16 protein-coding genes are annotated in these 17,058 nt (G+C 64.0%); 12 read left to right on the top strand and 4 right to left on the bottom strand.

The features are described 5' to 3' along the window. Window positions 1-169 precede the first annotated feature (169 nt). Both AAD018_RS14530 and AAD018_RS14525 read left to right on the top strand, forming a co-directional pair. The gene (locus AAD018_RS14530) at window positions 170-841 is read left to right on the top strand and encodes a hypothetical protein (protein WP_367315452.1); all 672 of its coding nucleotides are present in this window, start codon (window positions 170-172) and stop codon (window positions 839-841) included. A gap of 171 nt (window positions 842-1,012) precedes the next feature. Beyond that, window positions 1,013-1,942, top strand: coding sequence for a hypothetical protein (locus tag AAD018_RS14525; RefSeq protein ID WP_367315453.1), 930 nt, complete (start codon window positions 1,013-1,015; stop codon window positions 1,940-1,942). Here AAD018_RS14525 and AAD018_RS14520 read toward each other — a convergent pair. Both AAD018_RS14520 and AAD018_RS14515 read right to left on the bottom strand, forming a co-directional pair. Beyond that, window positions 1,863-4,187 (bottom strand): PIG-L family deacetylase, encoded by a 2,325-nt coding sequence (locus tag AAD018_RS14520; protein WP_367315454.1) that lies wholly within the window; start codon window positions 4,185-4,187, stop codon window positions 1,863-1,865. The genes AAD018_RS14525 and AAD018_RS14520 overlap by 80 nt on opposite strands. 5 nt (window positions 4,188-4,192) lie before the next feature. Further along, window positions 4,193-5,371: an ROK family transcriptional regulator gene (locus AAD018_RS14515; protein ID WP_367315455.1), complete on the bottom strand. Its 1,179-nt coding sequence runs from the start codon at window positions 5,369-5,371 to the stop codon at window positions 4,193-4,195. 128 nt (window positions 5,372-5,499) lie between these two features. Between AAD018_RS14515 and AAD018_RS14510 the strand changes: the two genes are divergently transcribed. The 7 genes from AAD018_RS14510 to AAD018_RS14480 all read left to right on the top strand — a co-directional run bounded on the left by AAD018_RS14510 (window position 5,500) and on the right by AAD018_RS14480 (window position 12,632). Next, a complete protein-coding gene (locus tag AAD018_RS14510; RefSeq protein ID WP_367315456.1) occupies window positions 5,500-6,762 on the top strand; it encodes an extracellular solute-binding protein in 1,263 nt (420 codons plus the stop codon). A 141-nt stretch (window positions 6,763-6,903) separates the two neighbouring features. Then, window positions 6,904-7,797 carry a carbohydrate ABC transporter permease gene (locus AAD018_RS14505; protein WP_367315457.1) on the top strand — a complete coding sequence of 298 codons (894 nt, stop codon included), beginning with the start codon at window positions 6,904-6,906 and terminating at the stop codon, window positions 7,795-7,797. Between the two features lie 76 nt (window positions 7,798-7,873). Continuing rightward, window positions 7,874-8,677: a carbohydrate ABC transporter permease gene (locus tag AAD018_RS14500; RefSeq protein ID WP_367315573.1), complete on the top strand. Its 804-nt coding sequence runs from the start codon at window positions 7,874-7,876 to the stop codon at window positions 8,675-8,677. Next, window positions 8,674-9,204 carry a VOC family protein gene (locus AAD018_RS14495; protein ID WP_367315458.1) on the top strand — a complete coding sequence of 177 codons (531 nt, stop codon included), beginning with the start codon at window positions 8,674-8,676 and terminating at the stop codon, window positions 9,202-9,204. The genes AAD018_RS14500 and AAD018_RS14495 overlap by 4 nt, the downstream gene beginning before the upstream one ends. Beyond that, window positions 9,201-10,685 (top strand): argininosuccinate lyase, encoded by a 1,485-nt coding sequence (gene argH / locus AAD018_RS14490; protein WP_367315459.1) that lies wholly within the window; start codon window positions 9,201-9,203, stop codon window positions 10,683-10,685. The genes AAD018_RS14495 and argH overlap by 4 nt, the downstream gene beginning before the upstream one ends. 4 nt (window positions 10,686-10,689) lie before the next feature. Continuing rightward, window positions 10,690-11,742 carry an ABC transporter ATP-binding protein gene (locus AAD018_RS14485; RefSeq protein ID WP_367315460.1) on the top strand — a complete coding sequence of 351 codons (1,053 nt, stop codon included), beginning with the start codon at window positions 10,690-10,692 and terminating at the stop codon, window positions 11,740-11,742. Continuing rightward, entirely contained in the window at window positions 11,739-12,632 is an 894-nt protein-coding gene (locus AAD018_RS14480) for a carbohydrate kinase family protein (protein ID WP_367315461.1), read from the top strand. The genes AAD018_RS14485 and AAD018_RS14480 overlap by 4 nt, the downstream gene beginning before the upstream one ends. Here the strand turns inward: AAD018_RS14480 and AAD018_RS14475 are convergent. After that, the gene (locus AAD018_RS14475; RefSeq protein WP_367315462.1) at window positions 12,629-13,075 is read right to left on the bottom strand and encodes a YqaA family protein; all 447 of its coding nucleotides are present in this window, start codon (window positions 13,073-13,075) and stop codon (window positions 12,629-12,631) included. The two genes, AAD018_RS14480 and AAD018_RS14475, sit on opposite strands and share 4 nt — an antisense overlap. 45 nt (window positions 13,076-13,120) lie before the next feature. After that, window positions 13,121-13,717, bottom strand: coding sequence for a LabA-like NYN domain-containing protein (locus AAD018_RS14470; protein ID WP_367315463.1), 597 nt, complete (start codon window positions 13,715-13,717; stop codon window positions 13,121-13,123). A gap of 84 nt (window positions 13,718-13,801) precedes the next feature. Here AAD018_RS14470 and folK point away from each other — a divergent pair, with 84 nt between their 5' ends. The 3 genes from folK (at window position 13,802) to AAD018_RS14455 (ending at window position 17,058) form a co-directional block, all read left to right on the top strand. After that, window positions 13,802-14,404: a 2-amino-4-hydroxy-6-hydroxymethyldihydropteridine diphosphokinase gene (gene folK, locus AAD018_RS14465; RefSeq protein ID WP_367315464.1), complete on the top strand. Its 603-nt coding sequence runs from the start codon at window positions 13,802-13,804 to the stop codon at window positions 14,402-14,404. Window positions 14,405-14,495: 91 nt separating this feature from the next. Beyond that, the gene (gene rpoZ / locus AAD018_RS14460) at window positions 14,496-14,849 is read left to right on the top strand and encodes a DNA-directed RNA polymerase subunit omega (protein ID WP_367315465.1); all 354 of its coding nucleotides are present in this window, start codon (window positions 14,496-14,498) and stop codon (window positions 14,847-14,849) included. Window positions 14,850-14,865: 16 nt separating this feature from the next. Continuing rightward, on the top strand, window positions 14,866-17,058 hold the full coding sequence (locus AAD018_RS14455) for a RelA/SpoT family protein (RefSeq protein ID WP_367315466.1): 2,193 nt from the start codon (window positions 14,866-14,868) through the stop codon (window positions 17,056-17,058).

Here is a 17,058-nt window from a genome sequence, read left to right as displayed (position 1 = left end):
TGCGAGAGGATTTCGCCAACTAAATCGGACCCGGATGGCCGGAAAATTCGACGTCAAGGGACGGTTTCCCTGACCTGCCTGGACGGTTTGAGATCTGGCACCCCGGCAAAGTCGTCCCCACATAACATCATATCTTTAATAAATTCTTTTTTTTAAGAGGAGCATTCCTATGCGGATAGCGTTGGCATTGATGGTCGGAGCGACACCGGTGGTGGGACAGCAGGCAGATCGGCTGTCTCTCACAGCGTTGGTGGCCCCTGCGGAGGAGACTGTTCTCTGCGCCTATGCGATGGAGACCGCCTACCGGATCCGGCTTCCGGAGCAGAGGGTCGATCCAGCTGTCGACGGCGGGGCATCGCGCCTCGACGTCAAGATCCCGCGTGACACCAAATATGTCATTGTCCGGTCGGGCGCGGAGATGAGAGCGGTTCCGTTCGCACGCGAGGACGAGATTGCCGAGGGCCAGTTGAACACCTCGCTGACGGCCCAGCAGATCACGGAGACCGTTCTGGACGAGTATACACTTTCTATGGAGGGTCTGATTTGCGTGGCGCCCTTCGAGACCCGCTTCATCGAGCTTGGGATCTCGATGACGGCGACGATTGGGCGGTCTGAGCTGACCGCCGACGTTTTCACGATGAATCAGCGCGCGGGACTCGATGGATGGTCTCAGACGGCTGTGACGCTGCCCGAGGAGCCGCCCGCCGATACCGGCGTGAAGCTGACCTTTGATCTGCATGGCAGCGTGCGACCCATTCTCGGGGCCGAGCCGCCGGTGCCGGTTCAATTTTCCCTACCGCTTCAGTTAAACCTGTCGCAGGTTGACCATCTGCCGGACTAGGCGCACCCGGCGGGCGAGAGGCAAAATCTTCTAGAAGATTTTGAAGAGCAGATCTTTCTAGAAAGATCTGAGATCAAGAATTTTCTAGAAAATTCTTACCCCTTTTGGACCCGTCGCGGTTCCCACATCAGGCCGAGCCGACTTTTAATGAGGAGATAGGGTCGGAGTTCAATGGCTGGAATTGTGCCATATGATGCGTCCGGGGCGGGATCGCCCGATCCGGCCCGACTGGTGTTGGCAATAGCGCGTGCCTATCTTTTTTCTATCTCTCAAGGATTTTTTTTAAAAGGGAGTTTTGATATGCGATGGATTGCAATATTTTTGATGGTGTCAGCTCCGGCAGCGGCGCAGCAATCGGGTACGCCTTCGTACTTGGACCTGGTGGCGCAGATCGCGCCCGATCCGTCGATTACCGGGTGTGACCCGGTTTCGGAGACGCCATTTCGGATCGTGGTGCCTGAAAGAGAGATCCGGCCTGCGGTAGATGGCGGGCCGATAAGGGCCACGCAGCTTGCGCGTGGGCACAGCTACATCACCCAGCGGTCAGGAGGAGATATAAGAGCCGTTCCGATCGATCCGGTTGATGTGCCTGACACGGATTCTTCTGTCAGTCCGGCTCGTGTCGCGGCTCGTGTCGCGAATTTGGAGTTGGAGCAGTATATGTTCAGCTTTGAGGGAATATTATGTGTCGCGCCGTTCCGGACGCGGTTTGTCGATATTCGATCCGATGTTTTCGCGCAGGTTGGGCGCGGTTACCTGTCGACGCGGTATTCCAGGATTTATACGCGCGCAAATCCTGTCTTCTTTCAAGAGGTCAACGAGGAGACGTCCCAGGACATTGTCTTTGGCCAAGTTGCGATCGGTCCGCCATCCGAGGTGCAGGTTCAGGTGAGTATCGAGCTGAAAGGTGTGGTCCGCCCCTCTCTGGGGATACGGCAACCGGTCGAAGTGGTGATGAACCTGCCCATGGTTCTGACGCTTGAATTTCCTGATCCGCCAGCCCCGGCCGAGGACGCTCGGATCAGGTTCGTGTCGCCAGAAGGTTCGCCATCAGGCGGAACGCCCCGGGCACCAGCTGCTCCATCTGGTGGTGGAGGATGAGCGAGGTGTGGGTGTAGCGGCCCGCGCCTATTTCGGCCGTCAGGAGCGCGCCGGTCTGGGGCGGCTCATTCGGGTCGGCCATGGAGAGGAGCGGGGTGTAGGCGGCATCCCAGCTTTTCGCAAAGTAGAGGCCGCGCTCCTTGTGCCAGCCGCTCCAGTCGTCCGGGCCGATGCGGTTGGGCGTGGTCAGGAGTGGATGGTCCGGGACGAGATGCGTGACCTCGGCCTCGGCGTCGGTGACGCGCCAGCGCAGGGAGGGCTGGCCGATTTCGAGGGGCTTGGGCGGGATGCTTTGCGGGTCCCAGTTGTCCCATGGCCGGTGATAAAGGGTCAGGAGCGTGCCGCCGGTTTCGGTCCAGCGATGCAGGCGCGGCATCTGCGCAGTCAGGCCCGCGCGGGCGCGTAGGGCGAAGATGCCGATGACGAGCGTGTCGTATTCCGCGAGTGCCGCGTCGCTGCCGAGGTCGGCATCGGTCAGGTCGGTGACGTTCGCGGCCATCCGGGAGAGCCAGTGGCTCACCTTGTCCGCCCCGCCGCCGATATAGCCAATGCGGGTCTTGGGGAGTGTGGCGTCCAGCACGCAGATCCGGATCGTCGCGGGCGCGCTCAGCAGGCGGGGCGCGATGTGATCATAGGCGATGGTCCGAACGGTCGAGGCGGGCTGGCCATCCAGCGTGAGGGTGGCGGTGTAGAGGCCATGCTGCGGCGTGTTCGGCGCGGTGAGAGTGACGCCGGTTTGGGTTTGCGCGACTTGCCAGCCGTCAGGGGCGTCGAGCGCGACCTTGGCGGCAGCCGGGCGTTTGTCCGAGATCGCGATATCGGTGCTGCGGCGCGAGGTCTGCAGGTTGAGGATATCGGCCTCGGTCGCCAGCTGTGCGGAGCGGGCGGGCAGGATCAGCGGGGTCCGCTCGAACGGGATCTGGCTTTGCGTGGTGTGGCCGTGGGCGGTGACGCGGATGCGTAGGTTCGGAGCGGGCGGACGCTCCGGGTCGTAGCTGTCGGGGTAGGGATCGGAGGGCGCGGCGTCCGAAGAGATGGTAAGGGCGCGGTCCTCGTGGGACCATCCGCTTAGCAGGGAGGGGGTGAGCGTGACGGTCTCCGCCTCTCCTGCATGGTGGCGGAGCGTCAGGGCGGTCTGCTCCCCGGGGGAGAGGTGGTCCTCATCGGTGCGGGCCTGTGCCTCGACGCCGGAGGCGAGGCGGATCACATGGGTCAGCTGCGTGAGCTTGCGGGTCAGGCGGTGGGCGTCGTTGGGCGCGGTTTCCGAAAAGGCTTTTCCGAGAAGGCGGTGCGCCTCTGTGGCGTGGCGCAGGATGGCGGCGCTGTCCGGGAAGGCGGCGAGGGCAGCGTCGATCTGGGCCTGCGCGTCGGGCAGGTCCAGATCGGCAAGCGTGGCAGGCAGGCCGGAGGTGATGACCTTGTCCGGGCCGCTCACGGTGCTGGCGGCCAGATGGAGCGGCCAGTCGCGCTCCTCCCCCGGCGGGACCCAGCGGCCCATGCCTTGCGTCAGGTGCATCGCGCGGGAGTGTTGGGCGATCCGGGCATAGGGCCAGCCGGTGACGGGGTCGCGGCCCGACGCCTCGATGGTGAGTGTCGCGGGCGGCGGCGGCAGGTCGTCGTCGTAGGATTGGCCTGCGCCGGACCAAGCGGGCAGGTAGAGCTTGCCGATCTGCCAGGGCTCCAGATCGCAGCCGGTATAGGCGGGATCGGCGGCCCGCTCGAACACGGCATGGGCCATTTCGGTCATCGCACGGTGATGGCCGTGCTGGCCCGGCACATCGAGGAAGGTCGGGCAGAGGATATCCGGACGCTCGGTTCGCACGATATTGGTGAGCCGCGCCAGCGTGCGCTCGCGACCCCAGTGGGCCAACGTTTCCTCCCCGCTTTTTGAAAAGCCGAAGTCGAAGATCGGATCGTCCGGCGCGGTGCTGAGCCAGTAGAGGCGCATGCCAAGGATGCGGGAGGCCTGCTCCATCTCGGCGGTGCGCAGGGTGCCGAGCGCGGCGGTGCGTTCGGTGCCGATATCGTTCTGGCCGCCCTCGCCGCGATTGGCGCAGGCGAAGGACAGATCGATTCCATCGCGCCAGCCTAGGGCGGCGAGCATTCCCGTCGTCTCGTCATCGGGATGGGCGCCGGAATTCATGAAGGAGACCGTTCTGCGCAGACGCAGAAGCGCGCGCCACAACAGCACGATACGCGGGGAGAGGCGGTCGTTCAGGATGCGGGTCTGATCGGTCAGCGGCATGGCCGTCAGGCGACGGAGGCAAGCTGGGGTGTGAAGGCGACGTTCAGGATCAGCGCGGCGGCCCCCATCGTGGCCGTCAGCCTCCCGCAAGTGCCCCGGATCAGGCGGGGATGCGGATTGTCGGGGCGATTCGAGATGGAAGCCTCAGGCAGGGCGATACGGGCGATCAGACCGTCGAGCAGCGCCTCGGGCATGGCGCCGCCAAGGATGATCGTCTGCGGATCGAGGATGTTCTCGATCAGGAGCGCGGCATGGCCAAGGGCGCCCGCGGCCTGATCCATCCAGCCGGTGAGAGCGGGATCGGAGCGGGCAAAGAGCGCTTCGAGCGCGGCGATGTCCAGGTCGTCCGCGCCGATATCCAGCTGGGTGCGGAGGGCGGCGCGGCTGGCCAGCGTTTCGAGCGGGGCGGGGCCGTCCGGGGAGGGGACAGGGATATGACCGATCTCTCCGGCATTGCCGAAGGCGCCTGAAATCAGCTGGCCTCCGCTGACGATGCCGAGGCCCAGACCGGCGCCGAAATAGAGATAGGCGTAACTTTCCATGCCGCGCGCGGCGCCCGAGATCCGCTCGGCCAAAGCGGCGGCGTTGGCGTCATTCTCGACCTCGACGGGCAGATCCAGCGCCTCCTGGAACAGCTCGCGGGCATTCATGTTGCGCCAGCCCTTGAGGTCTGTCGTCGTGCCGGAGAGGCCCGAAAGGCCGGTCGGACCGAAGGGGCCCGGCATCACGATACCCGCGCCGAGGATGCGGCCTTCGCTGTCCGGTACGGCGCGTGACGCCTCGTCGCGAAGCTGCCTTACGAGATCGGCGACTGTGGCCGGATGGGTGTCGGGCAACGCCGCGCGGCCCGTATGGCGGGTGGCGCCTTCAAGATCGAGCAGGGCGGAGAGGATCGCGTCGGGCCGCACCTCGATCCCAAGGGCGAAGCCTCCGACCGGGTTCACGGCGTACTGCAACGCCGGCAACCCGCGCCCTTCAGAGCGGTGACCCCGGGTCACAAGCATCCCGTCGCCTTCGAGATCGGCGATGATATTGCTGACGGCTTGCGTTGTCAGGCCTGAGGCGCGCGCGATCTCGGCGCGGCCCATCTCGCCTTTAGCCTGAATATGCCCCAACACAAGCCGCTTGTTGTGAGAGCGCGATCGGCCGGCATTCGACCCTTGGATTCGGCGAGGTGTCTGCATCTGGCCCTAATAACTCAATCATGTTGATGGTTCAATGAAGTCGCGTTAGGGTTTGAGAAGATGCGCCGTATCAGCGCACAGTCCAGGACGCGAACGTTACGTAGCTTCATCAGACCGGGGGATATTTCATGAGACAGACGATCAGACGGCTTGCACAGGCAGGTGCGGTTTCGGCGCTGGCATCGATCGGGGGCGGGCTGTCGGCCCAGACCGTGGAGATCGAGTACTGGCAGTATTTCTTCGACGCGCGGGTCGAGGCGATGGAGCAGCTGATCGAAAGCTTTGAGGCAGAGAACCCGGACATCACCGTGACGATGACGCATTTTCCCTATGCCGATTATCGTACCAAGGTCGCAGCAGCGATCCCGGCGGGCGAAGGGCCGGATGTGGTGCAGCTGTTCTATGGATGGCTCAACGACTACATCGAGGCCGATCTGATCCAGCCGCTGCCCGAGGAGACCTTCCCGGCGGCGACGATCGATGCGGACTTCTTCCCGATGGTGCAGGCGATGAAGGTCGAGGGGCAGTATTACGCGCTGCCCACGGCGGTCCGGTCACTGGCTTTGTTCTATAACGAGCGTCTCTTCGAGGAAGCCGGAATCGAAGCGCCGCCCGCCACGCTGGACGAGCTGGTGGAGATCGCGAAGGCCACGACCAAGACCGACAATGCGGGCAATATCACGCAAGTCGGGATCACGACGGGCATGACGGCGCAGGATCACCACTGGTTTCGCGAAGTGCTGATCCGCCAGTTTGGCGGCGATCCCTATCAGGACGATTACCGGACGGTGAATTACAACGACGAGGCGGGCCTGAAGGCGCTGGAATTCTATGCGGGTCTCGAGAAGGAGCATGGCGTGACCGCGTCAAGCTTCATGGACGAGCCGCAGGCAGCGTTCAAGGCGGGCCGGGCGGCGATGCATATCGACGGCTCGTTCCGGATCGGATCGCTGGCCGATCAGCGGGGACTGAACTGGGGGGTCGCCGAGCTGCCCGCCGGGCCCGATGGGACGCAGGCCAACTATTCCTCCTACTGGGTCAACGCGATCACGACTAAGGCCGAGGGCGAGCGCTATGACGCAGCGGTCAAGTTCATGGAATTCGTCACCTCGGACGAGGCGATGCAGGTCTGGCTCGATGTCGTCGGAGAGCTGCCCGCCAAGCCCAGCGTCGGGATGACCGAGGAGAATGCCAATAACGAGGTGTTCGGTCCGTTCATCCGCGGTCTGGAATATGCGCGCACGACGAAATTCGCCAATGAAAGCGCGCAGCGGCAGGTTCTGGTGGACATGCTGGCGCGGACCGATCTGGAGGGTCAACCGCTCGAGGAGAGCCTTGCGGTCGCCGCTGAGGAGGAACAGGCGATCCTGGACGAGTATTACGCGCAATGAGGCCAGCCGCCCTGTCCCGAGCTGTCCCGGGCCTGACCCCGGACCTCTTATCCGGGTCCCACGGGTGAGGCGGGGGCCCTTGCGGTGGAAGTCCCGGGTCAAGCCCGGGACGCCTTTGCGCGGGCCGGCGGGCGTTTTGCGATGACCGGGTATCGCGCCCTGACCATCCGGCAAAAGCAGATCGTCTGGGCCTGGGCGTTTCTGGCGGTGCCGGTGATCTTCTACGTGGTCATCCGGTTCTATCCGACGGGCACCGCGATCCTGATTTCGTTTCAGGACTGGAACCTTCTGGGCAGCCGCAGTTGGTCGGGGCTTGAAAATTACCGCAAACTGGTCGCCGATCCGGTCTTCTGGAAGGTCTTTAAGAACACGTTTCTCTATCTGCTGATCGGAACGCCGGTCAGCCTCGTTCTGGCCTTTGTGATCGCCTACCACCTCGACAAGCTGCGCTTTGCCCATGGGTTTCTGCGGATGCTGTACTTTCTGCCCTTCATGACCAGCGCCGTGGCGATGGCCTGGGTCTGGCGGTGGTTCTATCAGGGCGTGCCGATTGGCCTATTCAATAACATGCTCGCCTCGATGGGGATCGCGCAGGTGGAGTTTCTGAACTCGACCACCAATGCGCTGCCCGCCGTGCTGGCGCCTGCCGTCTGGGCGGGGCTTGGCTTTCAGATCATCATCTTCATGGCAGGTCTGAGGGCGATCCCGACCTCGTATTACGAGGCGGCCAAGATCGACGGGGTCGGCTGGTGGACGGTGCTGACCCAGATCACCATCCCGCTGCTGAGGCCGACAATCGTCTTCATCGTCGTCTTTTCCTCCATCGGGTTCCTGCGGATCTTCGATCACGTCTTCAACATGACGACCAACAATCCGGGCGGGCCGCTTAATGCGACCAAGCCGCTGGTTCTGATGATCTACGAGACGGCGTTCACCAATTACGACATGGGCTATGCGGCGGCGCAGACGGTGGTGCTCTTCGTGATCCTGCTGATCGTCAGTCTGATCCAGCTGCGCTTGTTGAGGAGCAATTGAGGTGACGGCCACGGACACCATCCGCGCCTCGAGCGGCACCCTGCTGGAGGCCCGGGCCGCGCGCCGCCCGCGCAATATGGGGCAGGTGATCCGCTGGCTGCTGCTTTTTGCGGGCGGGATCGCGATGGTGATGCCGATCGCCTACATGATCTCGACCTCGCTGAAATGGCCGCATGAGGTCTACAACATCAACCTCATCCCGGACGAGCCGACGCTCGAGAATTACACCTATGTCCTTGAGGACGGGCGGTTCTATGGCTGGTTCATCAACTCGATCATCATCGCGACGCTGACGACCGTCTCGAACCTCTTTTTCGACAGCCTGGTGGGCTACACGCTTTGCAAGTTCCGATTTCCGGGGCGCACGCTGGTCTTCATCGCGATCCTCTCGACATTGATGATCCCAACCGAGATGCTGGTGATCCCGTGGTATCTGATGAGCCAGAGCTTCGGCTGGCTGGACAGCTATTGGGGGATCATGTTCCCGGGGATGATGACGGCCTTCGGCGTCTTCCTGATGAAGCAGTTCTTCGAAAGCGTGCCGGACGATTTCCTGGAGGCGGCGCGGATCGACGGTCTCAACGAGTTCCAGATCTGGTGGAGCGTGGCGATGCCGCTCGTGCGGCCCGCGCTCGCGGCGCTTGCGATCTTTGTGTTTCTCGGCAACTGGACCGCGTTCCTGTGGCCGCTGATCGTGACCAATTCGGTCGAGATGTACACGTTGCCCGTGGGCCTGTCCGGGTTCGGGGATGAGGCCGATGTGGCCTGGGAGCTGATCATGACGGGGGCGGCGATTTCGACCATCCCGACGCTGATCGTTTTTCTGATTTTCCAACGCTTCATCATTCGGGGCGTTGTCATGGCAGGACTTAAAGGATGACAGAGACACCGGACCGCCCGTCGGCGGATGACTATCAACGCGATCTGGCCGAGTTTCAGGAGACGGTGTCTCCGCTCGGGCAGGCCTCCCCGCTGGTGCGGACGGACCGGCTGGATCATGTCCATCTTTACGTCACCGACAGGGCGGCGGCATTGCGATGGTACAAGCGGGTGCTGGGGCTGGCCGTCTACGGCGCGGGCCATGACGACGTGGCCGAGGATCATCCGGTCTTTCTGGCGCCGGGAACGGGTGGGGCCCATTGCCTGTCGCTGTTCGTCGGGCCGCGCCCCGATGGCGGGGACAGGACGGTCGCCTTCCATGCCAGCGGCCGGGCCTTCGTGCAGTTCGCAAAGGCGCTGCCCTCTGCGCTTTTGAAGGGGCGGGACGGCACGGCGTTGACCGCCGGGCGGCACCACGATTACGGCGCGGCGCTGACGTTCAACTTCCTTGATCCGGCGGGCAACCAGCTTGAGCTGGTGACCTATGACGTGGACGAGGCGCGCGCGGGTCTCGAGGCGCTGGCGTGACAGACAGCTCGGTCTTTCCGCATCCGGTCTACCGAGACACGGTGCTGGCGCCGCTCTTCGAGGCGGTCAAGCGGCATCATGCCGCTGATATGGCGCGGATCAACCGCGCGCATCTGGTGATGCTGGCCGAGACGGGGATCCTTGAGCGGCCCGACGCGGCGGCTTTGGGCAAGGCTCTGGCGGGGATCGAGGACGAGGTGGATATCGAGGCGCTCACCTATACGGGCGAGCATGAGGATTACTTCTTTGTCGTCGAAGCTGAGTTGACCCGGCGGCTCGGCGATCTGGGCGGCGCGCTGCATACGGCGCGGTCGCGCAACGACATGGATCACACGCTCTTCAAGATGGCGCTACGCCGCCGGGCGGAGGCGTTGCAGGGGCAGCTTCTGGCGCTGACCCAGGCGCTGACCGCCAAAGCCGAGGCGGAGGCCGAGACGCTGATCGTGGCCTACACCCATGGCCAGCCTGCACAGCCCTCGACCTTCGGGCATTATCTAGGCGCTGTGATTGAGGTGGCGCTCAGGGATGCGGCGCGGCTGGATGCCGCCATCCAAGCGCTGGATCACTGCCCGATGGGGGCCGCCGCGATCACCACGTCAGGCTTTCCCATCGACCGCGCCCGGATGGCCGATCTGCTTGGGTTCGAGGCGCCGCTTTTGAACTCCTATGGCTGCATCGCGTCGGTCGATTACGTCACCGGACTCTATTCCGCGATCAAGCTGATCTTCGTGCATCTGGGCCGCGTCGTGCAGGACATGGCGTTCTGGTCGGCTTTCGAGGTCGGGCAGCTTCATGTGCCGCGCAGCCTTGTGCAGATCAGCTCGATCATGCCGCAAAAGCGCAACCCGGTCCCGATCGAGCATATGCGCCATCTGGCCAGCGTCACGGCGGGGCGCTGCGATGCGATTGTGGACGCGATGCGCAATACGCCCTTCACCGACATGAACGACAGCGAAGGCGAGGTGCAGCAGGCGGGCTATGCGGCCTTCGACAGCGGCGGGCGCATGCTGGATCTGCTGGCGGCCTTCCTGCCCGCCTGCTCTATCGATGCGGCTAAGGTGCGGCGCAACAGCGATGCGGCCTGCATCACGATCACCGAACTGGCCGATACGCTGGTCCGGCAGGACGGGCTGAGCTTTCGGCAGGCGCACGACATCGCGGCCCGCACGGCGCAGGCGGTGATCGAGGCGGGCGTGCCCTTGTCGGAGGGGGCTGAGGCGTTTGCCACGGCTTTTGCAGAGGTGACGGGCCGGGCATCGGCGCTGGACGAGGCGGCATTCCGCGAGGCGGTCGCGCCCGAGACCTTCGTAGCCCTCCGGGACCGGACGGGCGGGCCTGCACCTGCGGCCCTGGCCGAGGCGCTGGGCATCTACCGCGCCGAGCAGGCGACGCTGGCCCAAGCGCAGGAGGCGCGGCTGGCGCGCCAGTCCGAGGCGGCGGATCGGCTGGATGCGGCCTTTGACGCGGTAAAGGAAGGGTAAGGGTATGGCGGGTTTGGCCCTGCGCGATTTGCGCAAATCCTATGGCGCGACAGAGGTGCTCCACGGGATCGATCTTGAGATCGCCGATGGCGAGTTTGTCGTGCTTGTCGGCCCGTCGGGCTGCGGGAAGTCCACGACATTGCGGATGATCGCGGGCCTCGAAGAGGTGACATCGGGCGTGATCGAAATCGGAGGCCGCGAGGTCAACAACCTCGAGCCGAAAGAGCGCGATATAGCGATGGTGTTCCAGAACTACGCGATTTACCCGCATATGAGCGTGAAGAAGAACATCGCCTTCGGGCTGCGGTCGTCCAAAATGCCGCGCGCGGATAAAGAGGCGCGGATCGCCGATGTGGCGGCGCTTCTCGGGATGACGGACCTGCTCGAACGCAAGCCGAGCCAGCTGTCAGGCGGGCAGCGGCAGCGGGTCGCCATCGGCCGGGCGATGGTGCGCGATCCGGCGGTGTTCCTCTTTGACGAGCCGCTCAGCAACCTCGACGCGCAGCTGCGCACGCAGATGCGGCTGGAGATCAAGAAGCTGCACCAGCGGGTCGGCACGACCATCGTCTTCGTCACCCACGATCAGGTCGAAGCGATGACGCTCGCCGACCGGATCGTCATCATGAAGGACGGCCATATTCAGCAGGTCGGCACGCCGGACGAGGTCTATCGCGCACCTGCGAACATGTTCGTGGCGCGCTTTATCGGGGCGCCGTCGATGAACATCCTGCCCGCAACGCTCGAGGCGGGCGGCGATGTGGTTCTGGCCTCGGGCGGGCGCGTGCCCATGGGTCTGCCCGGCACGGGTGGGCCGGTGATGTTGGGCGTGCGGCCCGACGATCTGCATCCGCAGGAGGGCGGGATCATCGAGGGGACCGTCACGGTGCGCGAGCCGCTGGGGCCGGAGACGCTGATCTACGCCGAGACGACTGCCGGAGAGATCGTGGCTAAGGCCGATGGCCGCCATCCGCCCGAGGTCGGCAGCACTGTCCGGCTGGGTGCTCAGGCCGAGGATCTGCACTTGTTCGATGCGGGCAGCGGAGTGAGCCTGCGATGAGTGCGGGCGGGGTTCTTTGTGCCGGACGGCTGTATTGCGATCTGGTCTTCACCGGGCTGGACAGGCTCCCGACGCTTGGGACCGAGACCTTTGCCGACGGGCTGGGTCTTTATGCAGGCGGCGGTGCTTTCATCACGGCGGCTTATCTGGCGGCGTTGGGCCGTCCGGCATCGCTTGCCGCGACCTTGCCTGCCGATCCGTTCCGGGCGCTGGTGCAGGCGGATCTGGCGCGGTTCGGGGTCGGGGCGGATCTGTGCCGGGCAGCGCCCGAGGGGAGCGATCCCCAGATTACCGTGGCGATGACGACGGCACAGGACCGGGCCTTTCTGACGCGCGCCTCCGGGCCCGCCTTGCCGCGCCTTGGGCCAGACCAGATGGCGGCTCCCGGTCTGCGGCATCTGCATATCGGAGAGCTGCGGACGCTGGCCGACAACCCCTGGCTTCTGGAGGTCGCTCGGAAGGCGGGCCTGAGCGTATCGCTCGATTGCGGTTGGGAGGACGATCTGCCGGACAAGGCAGGGGCGCTGATCGCGGGTGTGGATCTGTTCCTGCCGAACGACGCGGAAGCGCAGCGGTTCCTCGATCAGGGAATTGCGCTGGGCGGCCCGATGCTGACCGTGATCAAGCGCGGCGCGGCGGGGGCTGTTGCCCTCAAAGGGACGGATCAATGGGAGGCGGCGGGGCATCCGGCGCGAACGGTCGACACGACCGGGGCGGGGGATGCGTTCAATGGCGGGTTTCTGGACCGTTGGCTTGCGGGCGCGCCAGTTCCCGACTGTCTGGAGGCGGGCAACCGCTGCGGCGCGGCGGCCGTCGCGGCCGTGGGTGGCACGGGCGGGATCTCAGGTTTGCGCGATGCGCGGCCTGTGCCGGTGGCAAGCGGCGTCTAGTCCGCGCCGAGCCCGGTTCGCGCGGTCAGCCAGGCAAGGATCACGTAGCGGCCTGTCTTGGCGATCGCGACGAGGCTCAGAAACAGCCAGAACCGTGTGCGCATGATGCCTGCGACGACGGTGATCGCGTCGCCGAACGGTGCCCAGGACAGCAGAAGCGACCACACGCCGTATTTCGCGTACCAGCGTTGGGCGCGGTCCAGCTGCGCCTCGGAGGCGGGAAACCAGCGGCGGTGCCGAAAGCGCTCGATCCCCATGCCCATGGCATAGTTGACGCAGGATCCCAGCGTATTGCCGATAGAGGCGACGATAAGAAGGGCAGTCAGCGACACGTCACCGCGCAGCTGAAGCGCGACAAAGACGATCTCGGACTGGAAGGGGAGGATCGTCGCCGCCCCGAAGGCGGCGACGAATAGCGTCAGCAGGGAGGCCGTATCGGTCATCGAGGCCTAAGCCGCGCCATCCCGAACCGGTTCCCCGTCGGGGCCTTATTCGGCCACGGTCTCTTCTTCGGTTTCGCTCTCTGACTTTTGCGGCGCGTTGAACTCCCGCGGCTCGCGCGGGGGGCGTCCGACGACATCCCGCAGTTCGTCCAGCTCGATGAAGTTGTCGGCTTGCCGGCGCAGATCATCGGCGATCATCGGCGGCTGCGACCGGATGGTCGAGACGACCGACACCCGCACGCCTTTGCGTTGCAGCGCCTGGATCAGGGGGCGGAAATCGCCATCGCCCGAAAACAGAACGATGTGATCGACATGGGGGGCCAGTTCCATGGCATCGACCGTCAGCTCGATATCCATGTTGCCTTTGACCTTCCGGCGACCCTGGCTGTCGGTATATTCCTTGGCCGGTTTGGTCACCATCGTGAAGCCGTTGTAGTGGAGCCAATCCACCAGCGGGCGAATGGGAGAGTATTCGTCGTTTTCGAGAAGGGCGGTGTAGTAAAACGCCCTAAGGAGCTTTCCCCGGCGCATAAACTCCTGCCGGAGCAACTTGTAATCGATGTCGAAGCCTAATGCCTTGGCTGCTGCATATAGATTCGATCCATCGATGAAGAGCGCTAATCGCTCATCACGATAAAACATCTTAAATATCCTTTCGGGGCCACACAAACGGTGAGTGGTAGGGAAGTGCATGACCCAGATTCATGTTTTGGAGGAATAGAATTTATGACGCAAGCCCGTGGTTCTGTGACACGGAGGCAGTCGGCTCTAATCTGCTTGGGCGCGAATCTGCCTTTTGGCCATCAACCGCCGCTTTTGACCCTCGAAGCGTCGCTTTTGCAGCTTTCTGACGAGGTCGGCGAGATCTCACATCAAAGTGACTTCTTTAAAACGCCATGCTTTCCTCCAGGTCAAGGGCCGGACTTTATCAACGCTGCCGTGTCTGTTGAGACTGCTTTGCAGCCAAAAGCGGTGCTGGACGCCCTGCACCGGATCGAGTCGCAATTTGGCCGAAGACGGGAGGCGCGGTGGTCGGCGCGAACGCTTGATCTGGATCTGATCGCGATGGGGGATCTGGTCTGCCCGGATGCCGAAACCCAGACCCGCTGGCGGCAGCTTCCCGAGGAGGCGCGCGCCCGTCAGGCGCCCGAGACGCTGATCCTGCCGCATCCGCGCATGGCTGAGCGGGCCTTTGTCCTCGAGCCGCTGGCGGAGGTGGCGCCGGACTGGCGGCATCCCCTGACCGGCCTGACCGTTCGGCAGATGCTGGAGGCTCTTCCTGAGGAGGACCGGGCAGGCGTCCAGCGGCTGGAAGAGGCGGCTGATTGAGGGCGCCCGGGGTTGCCGGTCGCGTCTTGTCAATCCCTTTTAGAGGCTTTATGCCCCCAGCTTCCGCATTCGCCTTCATCCGGAGAGTTCCATGGCCCGCGTCACCGTCGAAGATTGCGTCGATAAAGTTCCGAACCGGTTCGAGCTTGTCATGCTCGCAGCGCATCGAGCCCGCGAGCTGTCGACGGGTTCTCCCCTGACGGTCGAGCGGGACAACGACAAGAACCCCGTCGTCGCCCTGCGCGAGATTGCCGACGAAACGCAGCAGGCGGACGATCTGCGCGAGCGGATGATCGAGGCGAACCAGACCCAGATCGAGGTCGACGAGCCTGAAGAGGACGCGATGGCGCTGCTCATGGGTCAGGAGACCGATAAGCCACAAGCTGATGATATGGATGAGGAAAAGCTCCTGCGCGCGCTGATGGAAGCGCAAGGGCAGGGTTGACCCCGGGCGGGACAAGATGATCGATATCGACGATCTGATCGTCCTGGTCCGCAACTATAATCCGCATACGAACGAAGATCTGCTGCGGCGCGCCTTCACCTATGGCGAGGCCGCGCATGAAGGGCAGTTCCGCCATTCCGGTGAGCCCTATTTCACCCATCCCGTCGCTGTCGCCGCCATTTTGACCGAACAGCAGATGGATGATGCCTCGATCGTCACCGCGCTGCTGCACGACACGATCGAGGATACCCGCGCCTCCTACAAGGATGTGGAGACGCGATTCGGCACCGAGATCGCGGAGCTGGTGGACGGGGTCACCAAGCTGACCAACCTGCAGCTTTCGTCGGCCGAGACCAAGCAGGCCGAGAATTTCCGCAAGCTTTTCATGGCGACCTCCAAGGATCTGCGGGTCACGCTGGTCAAGCTGGCCGACCGGCTGCACAACATGCGCACGATCAAGGCGATGCGGCCCGACAAGCAGGTCCAGAAGTCGCGCGAGACGATGGAGATCTATGCGCCTCTGGCCGGCCGGATGGGGATGCAATGGATGCGCGAGGAGCTGGAGGATCTGGCCTTCCGCGTGCTCAACCCCGATGCGCGCTCCTCGATCATCCGGCGGTTCCTCACGCTCCAGCGCGAAGCGGGCGATGTCGTCACCCAGATCAATCAGGATATCCGCGTTCTGCTGATGGCTGAACGGATCGAGGCGGATGTCTTCGGTCGCGCTAAGAAGCCCTATTCGATCTGGCGCAAGATGCAGGAGAAGGATCAGGGCTTCTCCCGGCTGAGCGACATCTACGGCTTTCGGATCATCTGCGACAGCGAGGCGGACTGCTACCGGATCCTGGGTGCGATCCACCAGCGCTGGCGCGCGGTGCCCGGGCGGTTCAAGGACTATATCAGCCAGCCGAAATCGAACGGCTACCGGTCGATCCACACCACAGTGTCGGGGCGCGACGGCAAACGGGTCGAGGTGCAGATCCGCACCCGCCAGATGCATGAGGTGGCCGAGGCAGGCGTGGCCGCGCACTGGTCCTATCGGGATGGCGAGCGGGTGGAGAACCCCTTTGCCGTCGATCCTGCGAAGTGGATCAACGCACTGACCGAACGGCTTGATGCCGAAGGCGACCACGACGAGTTTCTCGAGGCGGTCAAGCTGGAGATGTATCAGGATCAGGTCTTCTGCTTCACGCCCAAGGGCGATGTGATCAAGCTGCCGCGCGGGGCGACGCCCATCGATTTCGCCTATGCGATCCACACCCGGATCGGATCGGCCTGCGTCGGGGCCAAGGTTGACAATATCCGCGTTCCGCTCTGGACACGGCTCAAGAACGGGCAATCGGTTGAGATCATCACAGCCGAAGGACAAAGCCCGCAGGTGACTTGGGTCGATATCGCGGTGACCGGCAAGGCCAAGTCGGCCATCCGCAAGGCCCTGCGCGAGGAAGATCGCGAGCGCTTTGTCCGGCTAGGCCGGGAGCTGGCGCGGGTGGCCTTCGAACATGTGGGCAAGCGGGCGACGGACAAGGCGCTCCGGACCGCGGCCAAGACGCTGGGCATGCCCTCGATGCCGGAGATGCTGGCGCATCTGGGCTCTGCCGAGATCACCGCGCGCGAGGTTGTGGCCGCGATCTATCCCGATCTGGCCGAGCAGGAGGGCGAAGAGATCGACGGCGCCCGCGCGGTGATCGGCCTGACCTCGGAGCAGAGCTTCGGCCGGGCGGGATGCTGCCAGCCCGTGCCCGGCGAGAGGATCGTCGGCATCACCTTTCGCGGCGAAGGCGTCGTCGTTCATGCCATCGATTGCGATGCGCTCGCGACCTATGAACACCAGCCCGAGCGCTGGCTGGACCTCAGATGGCATGAAGGGCGGCATCCGGCGGACAATACGGTCACGCTCGATATCACGATTTCCAACGCGGCGGGTGTGCTGGGACGAATCTGCACATTGATCGCGGAGCAATCTGCAAATATCTCCGATCTTAGTTTTCTGGATAGGAAACCGGATTATTACCGGATTCTCGTGGACGTGGATTTGCGCGATGCAGAGCATCTGCACACGGTCATGACCGCGCTCGAGGCCGATAGCGACGTGGCAAACCTTGCCCGGCACCGCGATCCCCGCCGGGTCAGCCCCGCAGAGGCGATCGCCTCGGGGCCGAACGGTGCGGCGCGTCGCCGCGACGCCGAACTGGTGTCGCAGAATTGA

Source organism: Aestuariibius insulae (assembly GCF_040783535.2).
In the GTDB taxonomy this organism is placed as follows: domain Bacteria; phylum Pseudomonadota; class Alphaproteobacteria; order Rhodobacterales; family Rhodobacteraceae; genus Aestuariibius; species Aestuariibius insulae.
The sequence above is the reverse complement of the archived record's forward strand: the minus strand, read 5'-3'. Positions and strand labels throughout refer to the sequence as shown.

What these genes read in the sequence shown, in the direction of transcription:
- AAD018_RS14485 (WP_367315460.1), top strand. Translation starts at nt 10,690, where the DNA reads ATGGCGGGTTTGGCCCTGCGCGATTTGCGCAAATCCTATGGCGCGACA.
- rpoZ (WP_367315465.1), top strand. Translation starts at nt 14,496, where the DNA reads ATGGCCCGCGTCACCGTCGAAGATTGCGTCGATAAAGTTCCGAACCGG.
- AAD018_RS14475 (WP_367315462.1), bottom strand. Translation starts at nt 13,075, where the DNA reads ATGACCGATACGGCCTCCCTGCTGACGCTATTCGTCGCCGCCTTCGGG.
- folK (WP_367315464.1), top strand. Translation starts at nt 13,802, where the DNA reads ATGACGCAAGCCCGTGGTTCTGTGACACGGAGGCAGTCGGCTCTAATC.
- AAD018_RS14500 (WP_367315573.1), top strand. Translation starts at nt 7,874, where the DNA reads ATGGGGCAGGTGATCCGCTGGCTGCTGCTTTTTGCGGGCGGGATCGCG.
- AAD018_RS14480 (WP_367315461.1), top strand. Translation starts at nt 11,739, where the DNA reads ATGAGTGCGGGCGGGGTTCTTTGTGCCGGACGGCTGTATTGCGATCTG.
- AAD018_RS14520 (WP_367315454.1), bottom strand. Translation starts at nt 4,187, where the DNA reads ATGCCGCTGACCGATCAGACCCGCATCCTGAACGACCGCCTCTCCCCG.
- AAD018_RS14455 (WP_367315466.1), top strand. Translation starts at nt 14,866, where the DNA reads ATGATCGATATCGACGATCTGATCGTCCTGGTCCGCAACTATAATCCG.
- AAD018_RS14515 (WP_367315455.1), bottom strand. Translation starts at nt 5,371, where the DNA reads ATGCAGACACCTCGCCGAATCCAAGGGTCGAATGCCGGCCGATCGCGC.
- AAD018_RS14495 (WP_367315458.1), top strand. Translation starts at nt 8,674, where the DNA reads ATGACAGAGACACCGGACCGCCCGTCGGCGGATGACTATCAACGCGAT.
- AAD018_RS14530 (WP_367315452.1), top strand. Translation starts at nt 170, where the DNA reads ATGCGGATAGCGTTGGCATTGATGGTCGGAGCGACACCGGTGGTGGGA.
- AAD018_RS14505 (WP_367315457.1), top strand. Translation starts at nt 6,904, where the DNA reads ATGACCGGGTATCGCGCCCTGACCATCCGGCAAAAGCAGATCGTCTGG.
- AAD018_RS14470 (WP_367315463.1), bottom strand. Translation starts at nt 13,717, where the DNA reads ATGTTTTATCGTGATGAGCGATTAGCGCTCTTCATCGATGGATCGAAT.
- AAD018_RS14525 (WP_367315453.1), top strand. Translation starts at nt 1,013, where the DNA reads ATGGCTGGAATTGTGCCATATGATGCGTCCGGGGCGGGATCGCCCGAT.
- AAD018_RS14510 (WP_367315456.1), top strand. Translation starts at nt 5,500, where the DNA reads ATGAGACAGACGATCAGACGGCTTGCACAGGCAGGTGCGGTTTCGGCG.